The sequence below is a fragment of the Brachybacterium sp. SGAir0954 genome, assembly GCF_005490785.1.
Classification (GTDB): Bacteria; Actinomycetota; Actinomycetes; order Actinomycetales; family Dermabacteraceae; genus Brachybacterium; species Brachybacterium rhamnosum.
Genome location: NZ_CP027295.1, coordinates 2269677 through 2286806, shown reverse-complemented (window position 1 = coordinate 2286806; position 17130 = coordinate 2269677). Strand labels below are relative to the sequence as shown.

14 protein-coding genes are annotated in these 17130 nt (G+C 72.7%); 5 read left to right on the top strand and 9 right to left on the bottom strand.

Annotation, left to right across the window (positions count from 1 at the left end; all coding sequences use genetic code 11):
- Positions 1-114 precede the first annotated feature (114 nt).
- A complete protein-coding gene (locus tag C1N80_RS10245; RefSeq protein ID WP_168198081.1) occupies positions 115-1158 on the top strand; it encodes a glycoside hydrolase family 76 protein in 1044 nt (347 codons plus the stop codon).
- A gap of 87 nt (positions 1159-1245) precedes the next feature.
- Positions 1246-2163: a helix-turn-helix transcriptional regulator gene (locus C1N80_RS10240; protein ID WP_137770664.1), complete on the top strand. Its 918-nt coding sequence runs from the start codon at positions 1246-1248 to the stop codon at positions 2161-2163.
- On the opposite strand, the gene C1N80_RS10235 is transcribed toward C1N80_RS10240, so the two are convergent.
- Positions 2124-3029 (bottom strand): aldo/keto reductase, encoded by a 906-nt coding sequence (locus C1N80_RS10235; protein WP_137770663.1) that lies wholly within the window; start codon positions 3027-3029, stop codon positions 2124-2126. The genes C1N80_RS10240 and C1N80_RS10235 overlap by 40 nt on opposite strands.
- A gap of 176 nt (positions 3030-3205) precedes the next feature.
- Positions 3206-4588, bottom strand: coding sequence for a UTP--glucose-1-phosphate uridylyltransferase (locus C1N80_RS10230; protein ID WP_137770662.1), 1383 nt, complete (start codon positions 4586-4588; stop codon positions 3206-3208).
- A 361-nt stretch (positions 4589-4949) separates the two neighbouring features.
- Between C1N80_RS10230 and metG the strand changes: the two genes are divergently transcribed.
- The 3 genes from metG (at position 4950) to C1N80_RS10215 (ending at position 8299) form a co-directional block, all read left to right on the top strand.
- Complete coding sequence (gene metG, locus C1N80_RS10225) at positions 4950-6740, top strand: methionine--tRNA ligase (protein WP_137770661.1); 1791 nt, start codon at positions 4950-4952, stop codon at positions 6738-6740.
- Positions 6741-7227: 487 nt separating this feature from the next.
- Positions 7228-8040 carry a Fic family protein gene (locus tag C1N80_RS10220; protein ID WP_240811094.1) on the top strand — a complete coding sequence of 271 codons (813 nt, stop codon included), beginning with the start codon at positions 7228-7230 and terminating at the stop codon, positions 8038-8040.
- 49 nt (positions 8041-8089) lie between these two features.
- Positions 8090-8299: a hypothetical protein gene (locus C1N80_RS10215; RefSeq protein ID WP_137770660.1), complete on the top strand. Its 210-nt coding sequence runs from the start codon at positions 8090-8092 to the stop codon at positions 8297-8299.
- A 42-nt stretch (positions 8300-8341) separates the two neighbouring features.
- On the opposite strand, the gene C1N80_RS10210 is transcribed toward C1N80_RS10215, so the two are convergent.
- The 7 genes from C1N80_RS10210 to C1N80_RS10180 form a co-directional block, all read right to left on the bottom strand.
- Positions 8342-9256: a carbohydrate ABC transporter permease gene (locus tag C1N80_RS10210; RefSeq protein WP_137770659.1), complete on the bottom strand. Its 915-nt coding sequence runs from the start codon at positions 9254-9256 to the stop codon at positions 8342-8344.
- Entirely contained in the window at positions 9253-10233 is a 981-nt protein-coding gene (locus C1N80_RS10205) for a carbohydrate ABC transporter permease (RefSeq protein WP_137770658.1), read from the bottom strand. The genes C1N80_RS10210 and C1N80_RS10205 overlap by 4 nt, the downstream gene beginning before the upstream one ends.
- 2 nt (positions 10234-10235) lie before the next feature.
- A complete protein-coding gene (locus C1N80_RS10200; RefSeq protein WP_137770657.1) occupies positions 10236-11555 on the bottom strand; it encodes an ABC transporter substrate-binding protein in 1320 nt (439 codons plus the stop codon).
- Positions 11556-11759: 204 nt separating this feature from the next.
- A complete protein-coding gene (locus C1N80_RS10195) occupies positions 11760-13262 on the bottom strand; it encodes an MDR family MFS transporter (RefSeq protein WP_137770656.1) in 1503 nt (500 codons plus the stop codon).
- A 168-nt stretch (positions 13263-13430) separates the two neighbouring features.
- Complete coding sequence (locus C1N80_RS10190) at positions 13431-14663, bottom strand: SidA/IucD/PvdA family monooxygenase (RefSeq protein WP_137770655.1); 1233 nt, start codon at positions 14661-14663, stop codon at positions 13431-13433.
- An 88-nt stretch (positions 14664-14751) separates the two neighbouring features.
- Entirely contained in the window at positions 14752-16080 is a 1329-nt protein-coding gene (locus C1N80_RS10185) for an O-acetylhomoserine aminocarboxypropyltransferase/cysteine synthase family protein (RefSeq protein ID WP_137770654.1), read from the bottom strand.
- 138 nt (positions 16081-16218) lie between these two features.
- Positions 16219-17085, bottom strand: coding sequence for a siderophore-interacting protein (locus C1N80_RS10180; protein WP_137770653.1), 867 nt, complete (start codon positions 17083-17085; stop codon positions 16219-16221).
- Between the last annotated feature and the right edge of the window lie 45 nt (positions 17086-17130).

Genomic DNA, 17130 nt, shown 5'->3' with positions numbered 1-17130 from the left:
TCCGCCGCGATCGCCCACGCGGCGCCGTCCCCCGGCCCCGCGGAGCGTCGACGCCGCGCCCTCGCCGTGACCGACGCGATGCTCAGCGCCTTCCGCGCCGAGAGCGATCCCGACATGCTCCAGGAACGCGTGCCCCGGCAGCCCGAGGACCCGGAGTTCAGCTACGTCTGGCCGCTGTCCCAGGCCCGCGCCGCCGTGACCGAGCTGCTCGCCGGGCTCGACGCAGGCGGCCCGGACGCCGGCGACGCGAGCGCCGTCGAGGAGGCCCACGCGGCGCTGATCCGCGCCCAGGAGCACTACTGGTACCCCGAGGGCGGCAGCACCGGAGTGCCCGGGTACACGGCCGCGACGAACTCCGAGCAGGGTGCGAACGGCGACTTCTTCGACGACGACAACGACTGGATCGCGCTGCTGGAGATCGAGCAGCACCTGCTCACCGACGGCGCCGCGGGCGACCTCGAACGAGCGGTGGAGCTGCTCGAGCTGCTCCGCTCCGGGGAGGCGACCGACCCGGGTCTCCCCTCGCCAGGAGGGATCTGGTGGACCCAGGCCGACTGGAACGACGACCGCAACACCGTCTCCACGGTCCCCGCCGCGAAGCTGGCCCTGCGGGTGCACCAGCTGACCGGGGACGCCGCGGCGCTCGAGGACGCCCTGCGCTGGCTCGACTGGACGCGCGGGGCGCTGCTCTCCCCCGAGGGTCTGTTCTGGGACAACGTGAAGCTCGACGGCACGATCGACCGCACCTTCTGGGCCTACAACCAGGGCGTGCCGCTCGCGACGGAGGCCCTCGCCCACGAGATCACCGGGGACCGGGTCCACCGCGACCGCGCGCTCGATCTCGTCGCCGCGATCGAGGAGCACTTCTCCCCGCTCGAGGAGGGCGGCCCGCTCGACGAGCAGCCGCTCCAGTTCACCGCGATCCTGCTCGCCGGCATGCTCCACGCGGAGGCCCTGCTCGGCGCCCGGGTGGGCGGTCGCCGCACCGTGCAGGCCGTCGCGGAGCGGCTCTGGCGCACGCGCCGCGACCCGGCGACGGATCTCGTCACCGGCTCCCGGGAGACGGACGTGGGCACGCACCTCCTCGACCAGGCGGGTCTCGCGCGCATCCTCGCGCTCGCCACGCTGCCCCGGAGGGCCTGGCGACACCTGAGCTGATCCGCCCCGGGGCCCCGGGTGGTGCCGCTGCCCGGGTGGTACCGCCGGAACCTCCCGGATCGCCGCAGGCGCACCTACGCTCGTGGGATGAGCCTGCAGTCCGACGTCCGCGACTTCCTCACCTCGCGCCGCGCCCGCCTCACCCCGGACCGGGCCGGTCTGCCCGCGTACGGCGGCCATCGGCGGGTGCCCGGGCTGCGCCGCGAGGAGGTGGCGATGCTCGCGGGGATGAGCGTGGACTACTACATCCGCCTCGAGCGGGGGAACCTCTCGGGTGCCTCCGGCTCGGTGCTCGAGGCGCTCGCCCGCGCGCTGCAGCTCGACGAGGCGGAGCACGACCACCTGCTGGACCTCGCACGGCGCGCCGACGTCGGCACGCGCCCGCCCCGCTCGACCTCCTCCGCGCGCTGTGTTCCCGCGGTGGTCCAGCAGGTGCTCGACGCGATCACCGACGCCCCCGCGTGGGTGCGCAACGCCCGCCACGACGTGCTCGCGGCGAACGCGCTGGGACACGCCCTCTACGCGCCGCTCATGGAGAGCCCCGTCCGTCCCCTCAACACGGCCCGCTTCCTGTTCCTGGACCCCGCCTCCCGCACGTTCTTCCGGGACTGGGAGCGCTCCGCGGACGACGTCACCGGCATGCTCCGCATCGAGGCGGGGCGCCACCCCGGCGACCGGGACCTCAGCGACCTGATCGGCGAGCTCTCCACTCGCAGCACGGAGTTCTCGGTGCGCTGGGCGCGGCACGACGTCCGCTTCCACCGGGCGGGCTCCAAGCGCCTGCACCATCCGGTGGTCGGCGACCTGGACCTCGACTACCTCGCGATGGATCTCGCGGAGCAGGACGACCTGCGGCTCCTGGTCTACACCGCGGCGCCGGGATCGCCCTCCGCGGACGGCCTGCGCGTGCTCGCGGCGTGGGCCGCCCGCGGTCCGGAGGCCGCAGGAGGCCCGACGGCGGGGGCTCAGGCCTCCGGGCCCTCGGGGATCACCATGTCGAAGTAGGCGTCGCTCGGGGTCTCGGGGTCGGGGCCCCCGCGCACGCCGGTCTCGAGGGCGTCGAGGCGGGCCAGCTCCTGCTCGTCGAGCTCGACATCGAGCGCTTCGAGGTTCTCGCGGATCCGCGAGGGCGTGACGGACTTGGGGATCGCCGAGCGGCCCTGCTGGAGGTGCCAGCGGAGCATGACCTGCGCCGGGGTCGCCCCGTGCGCGGCGGCGATCTCCCCGATCGTGGGGTCCTCGAGCACGCTGCGGCGGGCCTCGCCCCAGCCCGGGTAGAAGGTGATCCCGCCGATCGGCGACCAGGCCTGGGTGAGCACGCCGTGCTCGGCGTCCTTCGCCTGCACGTCCGCCTGCTGGAAGTAGGGGTGCAGCTCGACCTGGTTGACGGCCGGGACGACGGAGGCCTGCTCGAGCAGGGCGTCGAGGTGGCCGGGCATGAAGTTGCTGACGCCGATCGCGCGCACCTTGCCGTCGGCGAGCAGTATCTCGAGCGCCCGGTACGCCTCACGGGTGCGCTCGAAGCGGGTGGGGATCGGCTGGTGGAGGATCAGCAGGTCGAGGGTCTCGACGCCGAGCTTGCCCGTCGCCTTGTCGAAGGCGTGGAGGGTCTGGTCGTAGCCGTAGTCGCTCACCCACACCTTGGTCTCGAGGAACACGTCCTCGCGGGCCACGCCCGAGCGGCGCAGGCCCTCGCCCACCTCGCGCTCGTTGCCGTAGGCGGCGGCGGTGTCGATGTGGCGGTAGCCGGCGCGCAGCGCCGTGTCGACCGCGGCGGCGGTCTCCTCGGGCGGGCTCTGGAAGACGCCCAGTCCGATCGGCGGCATGGTCACGCCGTTGTTCAGGACGAGATCGGGGATCGGTGCGGTCATGTGCTGCTCCTTCGTCGGTGGTCGGATCCCATCCGACCACCCCCCGGGAGCGCGTGGGAGTCCCTGGCGTTCCGGGGACCGGCAGTACCTGTCACACGGGGGCAGGACGCGGAGCGGGCCCCGGTCCTCGAGGAGACCGGGGCCCGCTGTCCAGCAGCAGAGGGAGGCGGAAGGGATCAGCCCTCGGTGCCCACGCGGGCGCCCTCGGGGACGGTCCCGCCCTCCTCGCCGAGCACGGCCGCCCCCACGACGGAGACGTCGGCGCCGAAGGTCCAGTCGCCCTGCACGTCGAGGCTCGTCGCCTCCTTGAGGGAGGGGACGCCCTGGGGGAAGCGCAGCTCGAAGTCGCCGATGAGCTTGTACGGCTCGGAGGTCAGCGACACCCCGGGGACCGTGTCGACCTTCTGCACGAGCGCGCGGCGCTCGTCGAGGTCGTAGACGTCAGAGCGCACGAGCAGCAGGTCGCTCGTCGCCTTCACGGGGAGGAAGCGGTCGCGGCCCACGACGATCGCGGTCGCCCCGTCGAACACCTCGATCGCGGCGCCCATCGCCGACTCGATCTGGTAGACGGGCGTCGAGGTCTTGTCGCCGGGGTCGACGGTCTTCTCGTTGCGGATGAGCGGGAGGCCCATGACGCCGCCGCGCTCCTTGAGGATCGCGTCGAGCTTCTCGAGGTCCCACCACAGGTTGTTCGTGTGGAAGAACGGGTGGCGGTGCTCGTCGGTGAAGTAGTCCATCTCCTCCGGCGGGGTCTGCGCCGTGTCGCGCAGGATGAGCCGGCCGTCGGAGCGGCGCACGGCGAGGTGGCCGCCCTTGCGGTCCGCGGGGGTGCGGCGGCACAGCTCGGCGGCGTACGGGGCGCCGGTCGAGGCGAACCAGCCGGCGAGGACCGGGCTCGGGACGGTGCCGAGGTTGTCGGAGTTGGAGACGGAGGCGTACTTGAAGCCGGCGTCGAGCAGCTGCTGGAGCAGGCCGGAGGTCTGCAGGGCGGTGTAGATGTCGCCGTGGCCGGGCGGGCACCACTCGAGATCGGGATCGGCGTCCCAGGTGACGGGCTGGAGGCCGTCCACCGTCAGCTTGGGCTCCTTGTTCTGCAGGAAGTCCAGCGGCAGGTCGCCCACGGGGAGGTCGGGGTGCTTCGCGAGCACCTCGAGGGTGTCCTCGCGGGTGCGGAAGGAGTTCATGAACACGAGCGGCAGGCGGGAGCCGGTGGCGCGGCGGGCCGCGAGGACCTGCTCGACGATGAGGTCGAGGAAGCTCTTCCCGTCCCGCACGGGCAGCAGGGACTTCGCGCGGTCCATGCCCATCGAGGTGCCGAGGCCGCCGTTGAGGTTGATGACGACGAGCTGGTCGAAGGCGCTCTTCGCCTGCGCCGGGTCGATGGTCACGTCCTCGAGGCGGGGCGGGTCGAGGTAGGGCTCGATGGTGTCCTCGGGGATCGACCCGGTGACGCCCTCCTCGAGCTGACCGTAGTAGTGGGAGAAGACGTCGATCGCCGTCTGCGCCACGCCGGCGTCGGCCATCTTCCGCTGTGCGGCCTGGAGTCCTTCGTTGCTCATGCGCACCAGCGTATCCGGAGGGGGCCCGCTCCTCCTCCCCCGACCCGCGCCCGGTGCGCGACGGGGCCCGGAGCCCGGCGGGAGTCCGCCCGCGGGCGCTGCTCGAGGAGGAGCGATGACCGCCACTGATCCGGCCCCCACCGCAGCCGGCCGCCCGCCCGTCGTGGACGAGGCCGCGGGGGTCAAGATCGCGGATCCGACCCCCGCGCGGCTGATCCTCACGCGCCACGGCCCGTGCGAGGCCGGGGACCCTCCCGCACAGGAGCCGGTGGGGACCGGCGCAGATCCGGGGGAGGAGCTGGGGGGCTCCTGCGCGGCCGGGGGCGCCCGGCGCCTCCGCCCTCCCCTAGAATCGGTCCCCATGAGCACAGTCCTGTCCGCGGTCGCCTGGCCGTACGCCAACGGTCCCCGCCACATCGGCCACGTCGCCGGCTTCGGCGTCCCCTCCGACGTCTTCTCGCGCTACATGCGGATGGCCGGCCACGACGTGCTCATGGTCTCCGGCACGGACGAGCACGGGACCCCGATCCTCGTCGCGGCGGACGCCGAGGGCGTCACCGCCCGCGAGCTCGCGGACCGCAACAACCGCGTGATCGTCGAGGACCTCGTCGCGCTGGGCCTGTCCTACGACCTCTTCACCCGCACCACGACCCGGAACCACTACCAGGTGGTCCAGGACATGTTCGTGAGCGTGCGGGACAACGGCTACATGATCGAGCAGACGGGCCACGGCGCGATCTCGCCGTCGACCGGGCGCACGCTGCCGGACCGCTACATCGAGGGCACCTGCCCGATCTGCGGGGCGCCGGGCGCGCGCGGCGACCAGTGCGACACCTGCGGCAACCAGCTCGACCCGACGGATCTCATCGACCCCGTCTCCCGCATCAACGGCGAGACCCCGGAGTTCGTGGAGACCACGCACTGGTACCTCGACCTGCCCGCCCTCGCCGGCGAGCTGGGCCGCTGGCTCGACGAGCGGGAGGCGACCGGGCTGTGGCGCCCCAACGTCATCCGCTTCAGCCAGAACATCCTCAAGGACATCCGCCCCCGCGCGATGACCCGCGACATCGACTGGGGCATCCCGGTCCCGGGCTGGGAGGACCAGCCCACCAAGCGCCTGTACGTCTGGTTCGACGCCGTGATCGGCTACCTCTCCGCCTCCATCGAGTGGGCGCGGCGCAGCGGCGACGCCGACGCGTGGCGGAAGTGGTGGAACGATCCCGAGGCGCTCACCTACTACTTCATGGGCAAGGACAACATCGTCTTCCACTCCCAGATCTGGCCGGCGGAGATGCTCGCCCAGAACGGGAAGGGCGATCGCGGAGGCGAGCCGGGCCGGTTCGGCGAGCTGAACCTGCCCACCGAGGTGGTCTCCTCCGAGTTCCTCACGATGGAGGGCCGGAAGTTCTCGAGCTCGAAGAACATCGTCATCTACGTGCGCGACGTGCTCTCCCGCTACCAGCCCGACGCGCTGCGCTACTTCATCTCCGCCGCCGGCCCCGAGAACCAGGACGCGGACTTCACCTGGTCCGAGTTCGTCTCGCGCACGAACAACGAGCTCGTCGCCGGCTGGGGCAACCTCGTGAACCGCACCGCGGCGATGATCGCCAAGAACGTGGGCGAGATCCCGGAGGCCGGGGAGCTCGAGGAGATCGACCGCGCGCTGCTCGAGCAGATCGAGACGGGCTTCGAGACGGTGGGCTCGCTCATCGCCGCGCACCGCCAGCGGGCCGCGATCGCCGAGGCCATGCGCCTGGTGGGCGAGGCGAACCGCTACGTCTCCGAGACGGAGCCCTTCAAGCTCAAGGCCGAGGAGCAGCGCCCGCGCCTGCTCACGGTCCTGCACGTGCTCGCGCAGGCCGTCACGGACCTCAACACGATGCTCGCGCCGTTCCTGCCCTTCTCCGCGAACGCGGTGGAGCGGGCGCTGGGCGGGGAGCTGGAGATCGCGCCGCTGCCGCAGCTGCAGGAGGTCGAGGACCTCGACGGCGGCCCGGCGTACCCCATCATCACGGGCGACTACACGGGCGTCCCCGCGTGGGGGCACCGCGAGGTCGTCACCGGCCGGCCGGTCGCGAAGCCCACGCCGATCTTCACGAAGCTCGACCCGAAGATCGTGGACGAGGAGCTCGACCGCCTCGGCACCGACTGATAGGTCCTCCGACCCCTCCTGGACCGCCGACGGCTCCTTGCTTACACTTTCCGAGAAACGGTAAGCAAGGAGCCGTCGTGGTTGCACTTCCGCCGCTCGCGGTCCCCCCGCTGGGCCACCGCGAGGGACGCTGGGCCGTCCCGGACTCCGGCCTGCTCTCCCGCCGTGCCCGCGCGGCCGGCACCGGCACCTACCGTGCCGCGCTGCCGGCCCCGATCGCCTCGCTCCCCCTCCCCCTCCCGGCGGATCTCGCGGCCGACGTCGCCGACGCCGAGGCCGCGCTCGTCGGCCTGGACCGCGAGACCGCGGCCGCGCTCGGCGAGGACGCGCCCGTGCTCGGCCCCATGGGCGCGATCCTGCTGCGCACGGAATCCGCCTCGAGCTCCCAGATCGAGGACCTCACCGTCGGCGCCCGGCAGCTGGCGCTCGCGGAGCTGCGGAGTCCTCGAGCGCGAACGCCGCCCTCGTCGTCGCGAACATGCGCGCGATGGAGGCCGCGCTCGCCCTGGCCGACCGCCTCGACCTCGCGGCGGTGCTCGACATGCACCGCGCCCTGCTGGGCGACGACGCCGTCCACGGCCGGGGCGCCGGCCGCCTGCGCGAGCAGCTCGTCTGGGTGGGACGCAGCGCGAGCTCACCGGTCGGGGCGGGCTTTGTCGCCCCCGAGGCCGAGGACGTGCCCGCGGCGATGGAGGACCTGCTCGACTTCGTCGCCCGCACGGACCTGCCTCCCCTGCTGCACGCGGCCCTCGCCCATGCCCAGTTCGAGACGATCCACCCGTTCACCGACGGCAACGGCCGCACCGGGCGGGCGCTCGTGCACGCCATGCTGCGCGGGAGCGGCCTCCTGCGCACCGTGACCGCGCCGGTCTCCGCGGGGCTGCTGCGGGACGTGACCGGCTACACCGCGGCGCTCGCGGCCTTTCGCGAAGGAGACGCCCGGCCGGTGGTCGAGGCGTTCACGGGCGCCGCCCGGTACGCGGCGACGACCGGAGGGGTGCTCGTGCGCGATCTGCGCGCCGAGCTCGCCCGCTCCCGGGAGGCGCTGCGGGGCCTGCGCCGCCAGGCGACCGGGCACCGCCTCCTGCCGCTGCTCGTGGGCCAGCCGGTGATCGACGCCGCCTACGTGCGCGGCGCCCTCGGCGTCGCGGACCCGACGGCGCACCGCGCGATCACCCAGCTGGTCGAGGCCGGGGTGCTCGTGGAGCGCACCGGCGCCCGCCGCAACCGGGTGTGGCAGCATCCGGGCATCCTCGCCGTGCTCGACGACTATGCCGACGCCCTCCGCCGCGAGGGCTGAGCAGGATCCGCGACTCGCCCCGGGCCCGGCGCCGTGGGACGATCGCCCCATGAGCCAGCGATGCGATCAGTGCCGGAGCAAGATCCGCGGGACCCCGCACCGCACCTACACGGGCAGGATCCTCTGCGAGCGCTGCAACGACCGCCTCACCGGCGCGACGGCCGGCGCGATCATGGGCGGCGGCCTGCCGAACATGATCTCCACCGCCGGCTGGTACCAGCGGGCGAAGAAGGCCATGCGCCCGAGGAGCCGCGGCTGACCTGTCCCCGGTGGAGCGCGCTGCCCCGCCGGGGACGGCCCCTCACTTGACGCTGCCCGCCGCGAGGCCGCCGATGATCCGGCGCTGGAAGGCGAGCACCATGATGATCAGCGGCACCGTGACGATCACACCGGCGGCCATCTTCGTGCCGTAGGGGGTGTCGAACTGCGAGATGCCCGTGAACTTCGAGATCGCCACGTTCGCCGTCTGCATCTCGGGGCGGTTCACCATCGTCAGCGCGATGAGGAACTCGTTCCAGGCGGCGATGAAGGTGATGATCGCCGTGGTGAACATGCCCGGTGCGGCGAGCGGCAGGATCACCCGCACGAAGGCCCCGAACCGCGTCGTGCCGTCCACCATGGCCGCCTGCTCGAGCTCGACGGGCAGCTGCCGGAAGAAGGCGTTGAGGTTCCACACCGCGAGCGGCAGCGCGAAGGAGATCGACGGCAGGATCATCGCCTGGTAGGTGTTGATCCAGCTCCAGGGCCACCAGTCGAAGCCGCCCGTGAAGAGCTTCAGCAGCGGCACCACCAGGATGATGACGGGGAACATCGACGTCGCGACCACGAGGAACATGACGAGCACCTTCCCGCGGAAGCTCAGCCGGGCCAGCGCATAGGCGCCGAGGGTCGCGAGGAGCAGCACGAGCACGGTCGTGCCCCCGGCGACGACGAGCGAGTTCCCGAGCGCCCTGCCGAAGTGGTTCGCGGGGTCGAAGACTGCCCGGTAGTTCTCCACGCTGATCGGCCACGGGATCAGCGCGGTCGAGCGGCCGTCGCTCGGCCGCCGCAGCGAGGAGATCAGCATCCAGACGAACGGGGCGAGGCAGTACACGAGGATCAGCGCCATGCCGATCCCCACCACGATCGCGCCGAGGCGTCGGCCCCGCCGCGCCGCGCTCGCCCTGTCGGCCCCGACCGGGACCTGGTCGCGCGGGGAGGTCGTCGTCGTGCTCATGGCAGGTCTCCTTCGGCGGTCGTGCGCAGGCGGCGCGGTCGTGCCCGACGGGCGCGCCCGTCGGCGTCCCCGATGACGTCCGCCCCGAGGCCGCGGACGAAGATCACCGCGACGAGGCAGATGTAGAGGAAGAGGACGACGGCGTAGGCGGAGGCCATGCCGAAGTCGGTCTTCGAGGCGGCGTCCGCCGCGAGCATCGAGAGGGTCTGCCCCGAGCGGAGCCTCCCCAGCAGCACGTACGGCAGGTCGAACATGCGCATCGCGTCGAGCAGGCGGAACAGCACGGCCACCATGAGCACGGGGCGCACGAGCGGCAGCGTGATCCGCCAGAAGGTCTGCCAGCGGTTCGCCCCGTCCACCTTCGCGGCCTCGTAGACCTGCTCGTCGATGGTCTGCAGACCGGCGAGGGTGAGCAGGCCGATGTAGGGCGCCGTCTTCCAGATGTCCGCGATGAGCACGGCGGCCTTCGCCTGGAGTCCCTCGGTGGTCCACAGGATCTGCTGCCCGATGATCTCGTTGGCGATGCCGTTCGCGTCGAAGATCAGCTGCCACATCAGGGCGGAGACCACGGTCGGGATCGCCCAGGGCACGAGGATCGAGGCGCGGATCAGTCCGGTCGCCCGGAGCGCGCGGGCCATGATCAGCGCCATCGCGACACCGAGCACCGTCTCGATCGCGACGCCCACCACGGTGAAGAGGGTCGTGTTCCAGAAGGCGTTCCAGAATCCCGCCCCCGCCCCGGAGGAGGTGAAGGCGTCGAGGTAGTTCTGCAGGCCCACGAAGGTGTCGCCCTGCTGGATGATCCCGGTGGTCGGGTCGATCTCGTCCCCGCCCTGGAACAGCGACTGCCGCACGGACAGCACGAGGGGGAAGCCGACGACGAGGGCGAGCAGCAGGAGCGTCGGGGAGAGCAGGAGACCTGCGAGGCCCTCCTGGCCGTCGCCCCGTGCCCGGCGCCGGTGCGCGAGCGTGCTCATGCTCAGCTCTCGACGAGACCCGTGAGCTGCTCCTGCAGCTGGGCGAGGGCGTCGGCGGCCTCCGCCTCACCGGAGATGCAGGAGTACGCCGCCTCCTGGATGGCCTGGGTGACGTCGCCGTACTTGACCACCTGGGGGCGGCTGACGCCCTTGTCGATCGCGCTCTTGAGCGTGTCGAGGAACTCGAAGGTCTTCGCGACCTCGGCGTCCTCGTAGACGGCGGCCGTGGCCGTGGGCGTCGCGGTCTCGATCATCCAGGCCTTCTGCTGCTCGAGCGCGGTCATGAAGGCGATGAAGTCCACCGCGGTGCCCTTGTTCTTCGCGAACGCGCTGATCGCGTAGTTCGCGCCGCCGATCGTCGAGGTCCCCTCCCCGGCGACCGCCGGCACGAGCGAGACCTGGACCTTGTCGACGACCTGGGAGGAGCCGTCGTCGTTCTGGAAGTGGTCCCACACGTACGGCCAGTTCTGGAGGAAGATCAGCTTCCCGTCCTGGAAGGCCTGCCGGGACTCCTCCTCCTTGTAGGTGAGCGCCTCCTGGGGGATGTGGCCCTGGTCGAACCCGTCGCGAAGGGTCTGCAGGGCGGTGGTGGCCTCGGCGGAGTCGGCGTGCGGGGCGCCCTCGGCGTCGAAGATCTCGCCGCCCGCGGAGGCGACGACGTCGGTCAGCTGGCAGGTGAGGCCCTCGTACTTCGCGTACTGGGAGCCGAAGCCGTTGATCTCGGGATGCTTCTCCTGGACCTTCGCGACGATCTCCCACATCTCCTCGAAGGTCGCGGGCGGCTGGTCGTACCCCGCCTCCTCGAGCAGGTCTTTCCGCGAGAACAGGAGCTGGGCGTTGGTGGTGAAGGGGACCGCATAGAGCTTGTCGAAGTAGGTGCCGGTGGTGACGGTCGCGGGGATGAGGGCGTCGAGGTCGAACGTGTCCTCGGGCAGGGCCACGACCCATTGGTTCGCCGCGAACTCCGCCGTCCACACGACGTCGAGGCCGAGCACGGTGTAGGAGTCCGACTTCGCCTGGGCGTTGGAGATGAACTGGGAGCGCTGGTCGTCCGCGCTCTCGGGCAGCTCGATGAGGGTGACCTGCTCGTCGGGATGGTCGTCGTTCCAACGGCTGAGGAAGTCCGCGAGCGCGCCGGTGGTGTCCTTCCCACGGGCGAGCGTGATGGGGCCGCGCTCCTCGAGGTCGATGCTCGTGCCGCCGCCGTCGGAGGAGCCGGAGTCCCCGCCGCTGCTGCAGGCGGCGAGTCCGGCCGCGGCGGCGGCGAGACCGCCGACGGCGAGGGCCGAACGGCGGGTGGTGAGCGGGAGGGACCTGGTCATGGGGACTCCTTCGTCGCAGTCGTCCGCGGGTGCACGGGAGCGCCCGGGTCTGGCGAGAGTATGTCGTGAGTCACATCACGGGAGGTTGGTCCGTCGGCGGTGACCTATTCGTGACCTCTGACCGGAGAAGCACGACGGCCGCGCACCCGGAGGGGTGCGCGGCCGTCGAGGGACCGGGGCGGAAGCCCGGTCGGGAGGTGAGGCTCAGTGCCCGTGGCCCCCGGCGGGCATGTCCTCGGTCTCCTCCGGCTTGCGGACCAACCAGGCGAGGACCACCGGGAGCAGCGCGATGAAGGCGGCCACGAGGAACGCGGCGCGCGCTCCGGGGGCGCCGGCCGCGGCGGTCACCAGGGCGTCCTGCTCCCCCGTGTGGAGGATGCTCGAGTACAGGCCGATGAGCACGGCGACGCCGGCGGCGCCGCCCACCTGCTGCAGCGTGTTCAGCGCGGCGGAGCCGTGCGAGTACAGCCGCGGCACGAGCGAGCCGAGCGAGGCGGAGAACAGCGGCGTGAAGGACATCGCGAGGCCCACGCTCATGACCGACTGCACGATCATCAGCACCGGCCACGGGGTCGTCTCCGACACCGTCGCGTAGTAGAAGAGCGATCCCGCGATCATGATCGTGCCGGGCACGAGCAGCGTGCGCGGCCCGCGCGCGTCGTAGATGCGTCCCATGACGGGGCCCAGCAGGCCCATGAGGATCGAGCCCGGCATGAGGATCAGCCCGGACAGCAGCGCGTCGAGCCCGGCGACGTTCTGCAGGTACTGCGGCAGCAGGGTCAGCGTGCCGAACATGGCCATCGCGATGACCGCCATGATGACCACGGAGATCGTGAAGTTCCGCGAGAGGAACACGCGCAGGTCCAGGAGCGCCGCGTCCTTGCGCTGCAGGGTGAGCTGGCGCCAGGCGAAGCCCGCGAGGATCACGATGCCGAGGGCCAGCAGGATCCCGCCGGAGGTCTGCGCCGTGGTGCCCGGGATGACCCCGGTCGCGGAGCCCTCCGCGGAGTGGGAGCCGAACAGGCTCAGGCCGTACACGATGCCGCCGAAGCCGCCGGCGGAGAGCACGATGGAGAGCACGTCGATCGGGGCCTTCGTGGTCTCGCCGAGGTTCGTCATCCACTTCGCGCCGAGCAGGAGGGCGATGATCGCGATCGGCAGGACGATGCCGAACAGCCAGCGCCAGCCGAGCGTGTCCAGCACGAGGCCGGAGAGCGAGGGGCCGATTGCCGGGGCGAGCGAGATGACCATGCCCACGCGGCCCATCATGCGGCCGCGCATGTGCGCGGGCACGACGTTCATCATGGTCGTCATCAGCAGCGGCATCATGACGCCGGTGCCGACGGCCTGGATCACGCGCCCGCCGAGCAGCATCGGGAAGCCCGTCGCGAGCAGGCTCACGAGGGTGCCGAGCGTGAACGCGCTGATCGCGGCGAGGAACACCTGGCGCGTGGTGAAGCGCACCAGGAGGAAGCCGGTGGTCGGGATGACCACGGCCATCGTGAGCATGAAGGCGCTCGTGAGCCACTGGCCGAGCTCCGGCGGCAGGCCCAGATCCGCGTTGAGGTGCGGGATCGCGATGCCCATCGTGGTCTCGTTGAGGATCGCCACGAACGCGGCGACCAGCAGCAGCCAGATGACGCGCATGCCCTGCGGGTCGATCTCCGGCTGCGCGGCGCGCGCGGCGGTGGTGTCGGTGGTGGTCATGCGTCTCCTGCATGGGAACGGACGGCCGTCAGCGGGTGACGGCCGCTCGAGGCGGACGGGAAGGGGGGCGGCCACCGGGGAGGAGGCGGGCACGGGTGCGGCCGGGCGATCGGGGCTGACCGCGGCCGGGGACGGCTACGGGAGATCGCAACGACGCCCCGCAAAGGACTATTCCCGGGACGGGGCCTTTCCGCCAGGTTTTTTGTGCGCGTCGCCGGCGAGGGTGACCAGCAGCTCGGTGACCGCCGCGCGCCCGGCGCGGTTCGCACCGATCGTCGACGCGCTCGGACCGTAGCCGAGGAGGTGGATGCGGGGATCAGCGGCGACCGCGGTCCCCTGCATCCGGATCCCGCCGGCGGGGCCGTGGAAGTGGAGGGGTCGCAGGTGGCGCAGCTCGTGGCGGAAGCCGGTCGCCCAGAGGATGACGTCGACGGCGCGCCGTCGACCCTCGGCCTCGAGGACGCCGTCGGGGAGGATCCGGGTGAACATCTCGTGGCGGTGCAGCAGGCCGCGGTCGGCGGCGGCGCGCAGGGCGGGTGTCCAGGCGAGGCCGGTCGCCGAGACGACGCTGCGCACGGGGAGCCCGGCCTCGACCCGCTCGGCCACGCCGGCGACGGCGAGCCGGCCCGCCTCCTCGGTGAAGGGCTCGTCGCGGAACACGGGCTCCCGCCGCGTGTACCAGGTGGTCTCCGCGACGCCTTCGAGGTCCAGCAGGAAGCCGAGCGCGCTGATCCCACCCCCGACCACCGCGACGCGGAGGCCGGCGAGGTCCTCGGCGCGGGTGTACTCGGCCGTGTGGAGGGTGCGGCCGCGGAAGTCGCGCGCCCCGGGCACGGCGGGGACGAAGGGACGGGTCCAGGTGCCGGTCGCGTTCAGCACCGCGCGGGTGCGCAGCGGCGCGGGGGCCGGCCCGCCGTCGGTCCGCTCGGCGTGGACGCGCAGCAGCGGCAGTCCGGTCGCCGGATCGGGGGGTGAGGTGCGGTCGTCCTCGACGCGGGTGACGCGGACGGGGCGCAGGATCGGCAGCGGGTTCCGCCCTTCGAAGCGGGCGAAGTAGTCGGGGACGGCGCGGCTCGCGGGCTCCTCGGGGACGGGCTCGACGGGCGGCATGCCCGGCAGCTCGCGGATCCCGTTGACCGTCGCCATGGTGAGCGCGTCCCAGCGGTGGCGCCAGGCTCCGCCGGGACCCTCCTCGGCGTCGAGGACCACGACGCCCGGTCCCCCGGGCGGCGCCCCCTCGATCGGTGACGGCGCTCCCGGGGCGTGGGCGCCGCGGCGCAGGAGGTGGTGCACCGCGGAGAGCCCGGCCTGGCCCGCCCCGATCACGACGGCGTCGACGACCCCGACCGCGTCGACGACGCGGGCCTCGCCCGGGCGGGCGGTGCTGGCGGGAGCGCTCATGACGCGGTCAACCGGCGTCGGCCCGATCGTGTTCCCCGGGGCGACGGGGCTCACGCCGGCCGGCGCGCCGACGGACCGGCGGGAGCGCTCAGACGGCGGCGGTCTCGGTCGCGGCGGACGCGGCAGCGGTGACCTCGGGGGCGAGGCGGCGCACCGCGGCGAGGCCCCGCTGCAGATCCGTCCAGAGGTCCTCGAGGTCCTCGAGCCCGGCGCTCAGGCGCACGGTGCCCGGGGTGACGCCGCAGATGCCCCGCTGGGCCTCGGTGAGGTGGGAGTGCGTGGTGGTGCCCGGATGGCACACGAGCGAGCGGACGTCGCCGATGTTCACGGCGATGGTCCACAGCTCGAGAGCGTCGGTGAAGGCGCGGGCGCCCGCCTCCCCCGCCGGCAGGTCTACGGAGAACACACCCGCGGTCCCGAGCGGGAAGTCGCGCTCGGCGATCGCACGGTCCTCGCGGTGGGGCAGCTGCGGGTGGTTGACGCGGAGCACGCCCGGCTCGGCGTCGAGCCGCTCGGCGAGGGTGCGCGCGGTGCTGCTGATCGCCCGCATGCGCAGGTCGAGGGTCTCGATGCCGAGCAGCACCTGCTGGGCGCTCGAGGCGGGCAGGGTCGCCCCGAAGTCGGTCATGTACTTGGCGCGGGCGAAGGCGAGGAGCCCGGAGCGTCCGTGCTCGTACTCGCGGGCGAAGGTCACGCCGAAGCGTGCGTTGCGGGTGGTCAGGCGCGGCCAGCGCTCCGGACATCGGCGCGGGTCGAACCGGCCCGTGTCGACGATCAGCCCGGCGAGCGTGGTGCCGTGCCCTGCGAGGTACTTCGTGGCGGAGTGGACGACGACGTCGGCCCTGTGGTCGCCGGGCCGGTACAGGGCGGGGCTCGCGAGCGTCGAGTCGACGACGACGGGGACGTCCCGCTCGTGGGCGATCCGCGCGATCGCGGGGAGGTCGACGAGCTCGCCCCCGGGGTTGGCGATCGACTCCACGAGCACCGCGCGGGTGTCCTCCTCGATCGCCCCGGCGAGGGCGTCGAGGTCCCACGGGTCCACGACGGTCGTGCGCACACCGAGATCGGCGAGCGTGTCGTCGAGGAACTCGGTGGTGCCTCCGTACAGGCGCTGCGAGGCGACGACGTGGGTGCCGGGGGCGAGCAGCGCGCACAGCGCGATCGTCACCGCCGCCTGGCCGCTCGCCACCGCGATCGCGTCGGTGCCGCCCTCGAGGGCGGAGATCCGCTCCTCGAGCACGGCCGTCGTCGGGTTGCCGGAGCGGGAGTAGGCGTAGCCCTCGGTGCGGCGGGCGAAGAGGTCCTTGAGCGAGTCGTGGTCGGGGTGCGCGTAGGCGCTCGTCGCGTAGATGGGCGGGTTGACGGCGCGGTGCGCGTCCTCGGCTCGCCACCCGGCGTGGATCGCGGCTGTGCTCATGGTGTCCTCCCGTGCTTCGCTGTGGGTCCACCGTGGCGCACGGGAGGGGCAGGGGTGAAGGTTCGTGAAGAACTGTTTCGCCACCTGCCGGTGCGGTCCTCCCAGCCGCGGTCGCCGCGGGAGGGAGGACCGTGGGGCTCAGGAGTCGATCGCGCCGATCGGCTCGCGCTTCTCCGCCTGGAACTGGTCCTCCACCCGTCCCAGCGCCCAGTACGCGGAGATCGAGAGCTGCTCCTTGGGGACGCCCCGCTCGGACACGAGCAGGCGACGCAGCGACTTCGTGAGGCCCCGCTCGGCGTGGCAGAACACCTGCAGGCCGCTGACGTCGGAGAGGTCGAGGGTGGCGGCCTCGGAGAGCAGCTGCTCGCGCTCCCCCACCACCCAGCGCAGCTCGACGCCGGCGGGGTGCGGGATGTCCAGCGCGTCGTCGGCGTGGTCGAGGTGCACCAGGGCGGTGCCCGTCGCGTGCGCCGGCAGCGACTCGAGGGCGGCGGCGACGGCGGGGAGCGCCGCGTGGTCCCCGAGGAGGAGGTGGCGGGCGGCATCGGGGTCGGGCGTGTAGGCGCCGCCTGCCCCGCTGAGGGCGATGCGGTCCCCGGGCAGCGCCTCGTCCGCCCAGCGCGCGGCGACGCCGGCGATCCGGGTGCCGCCGTCGGCGTCCTCCTCGGCGTGGAGGACGACGTCGAGGTCGAGGGCCTGCTCGGCATCGTGCCAGCGGCGCACCGTGTAGGTGCGGCGCACGGGGAGCTTCTCCGGGGCGGCCTCGCGGATCGCGTCGAGGTCGTAGGGCGGGGTCAGCCCGGAGGAGGGATCAGCGAGCAGCAGCTTCACGTAGGAGTCGGTGTGCTCGTTGCGACGCAGGAGCCCGAACTGCTCTCCGCCGAGGCGGATCCGCAGGAGTCGCGGGGAGATCCTGGTCTTGGCCTGCACCTCGAGCACCGCCTGCACCCGCTGGGGGCGCTTCTGCGGGGCGGGGGCGGCGGTCGCGGTGCTCGTTCTGTCCATGCCCGCCAGATTACGCGCAGATCCTGTGACGAAAAACACCTGTCC

Excerpts from the sequence above, each read along its gene's own strand:
- C1N80_RS10180 (WP_137770653.1), bottom strand. The coding sequence starts at position 17,085 with ATGGACAGAACGAGCACCGCGACCGCCGCCCCCGCCCCGCAGAAGCGC.
- C1N80_RS10210 (WP_137770659.1), bottom strand. The coding sequence starts at position 9,256 with ATGAGCACGACGACGACCTCCCCGCGCGACCAGGTCCCGGTCGGGGCC.
- C1N80_RS10230 (WP_137770662.1), bottom strand. The coding sequence starts at position 4,588 with ATGAGCAACGAAGGACTCCAGGCCGCACAGCGGAAGATGGCCGACGCC.
- metG (WP_137770661.1), top strand. The coding sequence starts at position 4,950 with ATGAGCACAGTCCTGTCCGCGGTCGCCTGGCCGTACGCCAACGGTCCC.
- C1N80_RS10235 (WP_137770663.1), bottom strand. The coding sequence starts at position 3,029 with ATGACCGCACCGATCCCCGATCTCGTCCTGAACAACGGCGTGACCATG.
- C1N80_RS10215 (WP_137770660.1), top strand. The coding sequence starts at position 8,090 with ATGAGCCAGCGATGCGATCAGTGCCGGAGCAAGATCCGCGGGACCCCG.
- C1N80_RS10220 (WP_240811094.1), top strand. The coding sequence starts at position 7,228 with ATGGAGGCCGCGCTCGCCCTGGCCGACCGCCTCGACCTCGCGGCGGTG.
- C1N80_RS10195 (WP_137770656.1), bottom strand. The coding sequence starts at position 13,262 with ATGACCACCACCGACACCACCGCCGCGCGCGCCGCGCAGCCGGAGATC.
- C1N80_RS10205 (WP_137770658.1), bottom strand. The coding sequence starts at position 10,233 with ATGAGCACGCTCGCGCACCGGCGCCGGGCACGGGGCGACGGCCAGGAG.
- C1N80_RS10200 (WP_137770657.1), bottom strand. The coding sequence starts at position 11,555 with ATGACCAGGTCCCTCCCGCTCACCACCCGCCGTTCGGCCCTCGCCGTC.
- C1N80_RS10240 (WP_137770664.1), top strand. The coding sequence starts at position 1,246 with ATGAGCCTGCAGTCCGACGTCCGCGACTTCCTCACCTCGCGCCGCGCC.
- C1N80_RS10245 (WP_168198081.1), top strand. The coding sequence starts at position 115 with ATGCTCCAGGAACGCGTGCCCCGGCAGCCCGAGGACCCGGAGTTCAGC.
- C1N80_RS10190 (WP_137770655.1), bottom strand. The coding sequence starts at position 14,663 with ATGAGCGCTCCCGCCAGCACCGCCCGCCCGGGCGAGGCCCGCGTCGTC.
- C1N80_RS10185 (WP_137770654.1), bottom strand. The coding sequence starts at position 16,080 with ATGAGCACAGCCGCGATCCACGCCGGGTGGCGAGCCGAGGACGCGCAC.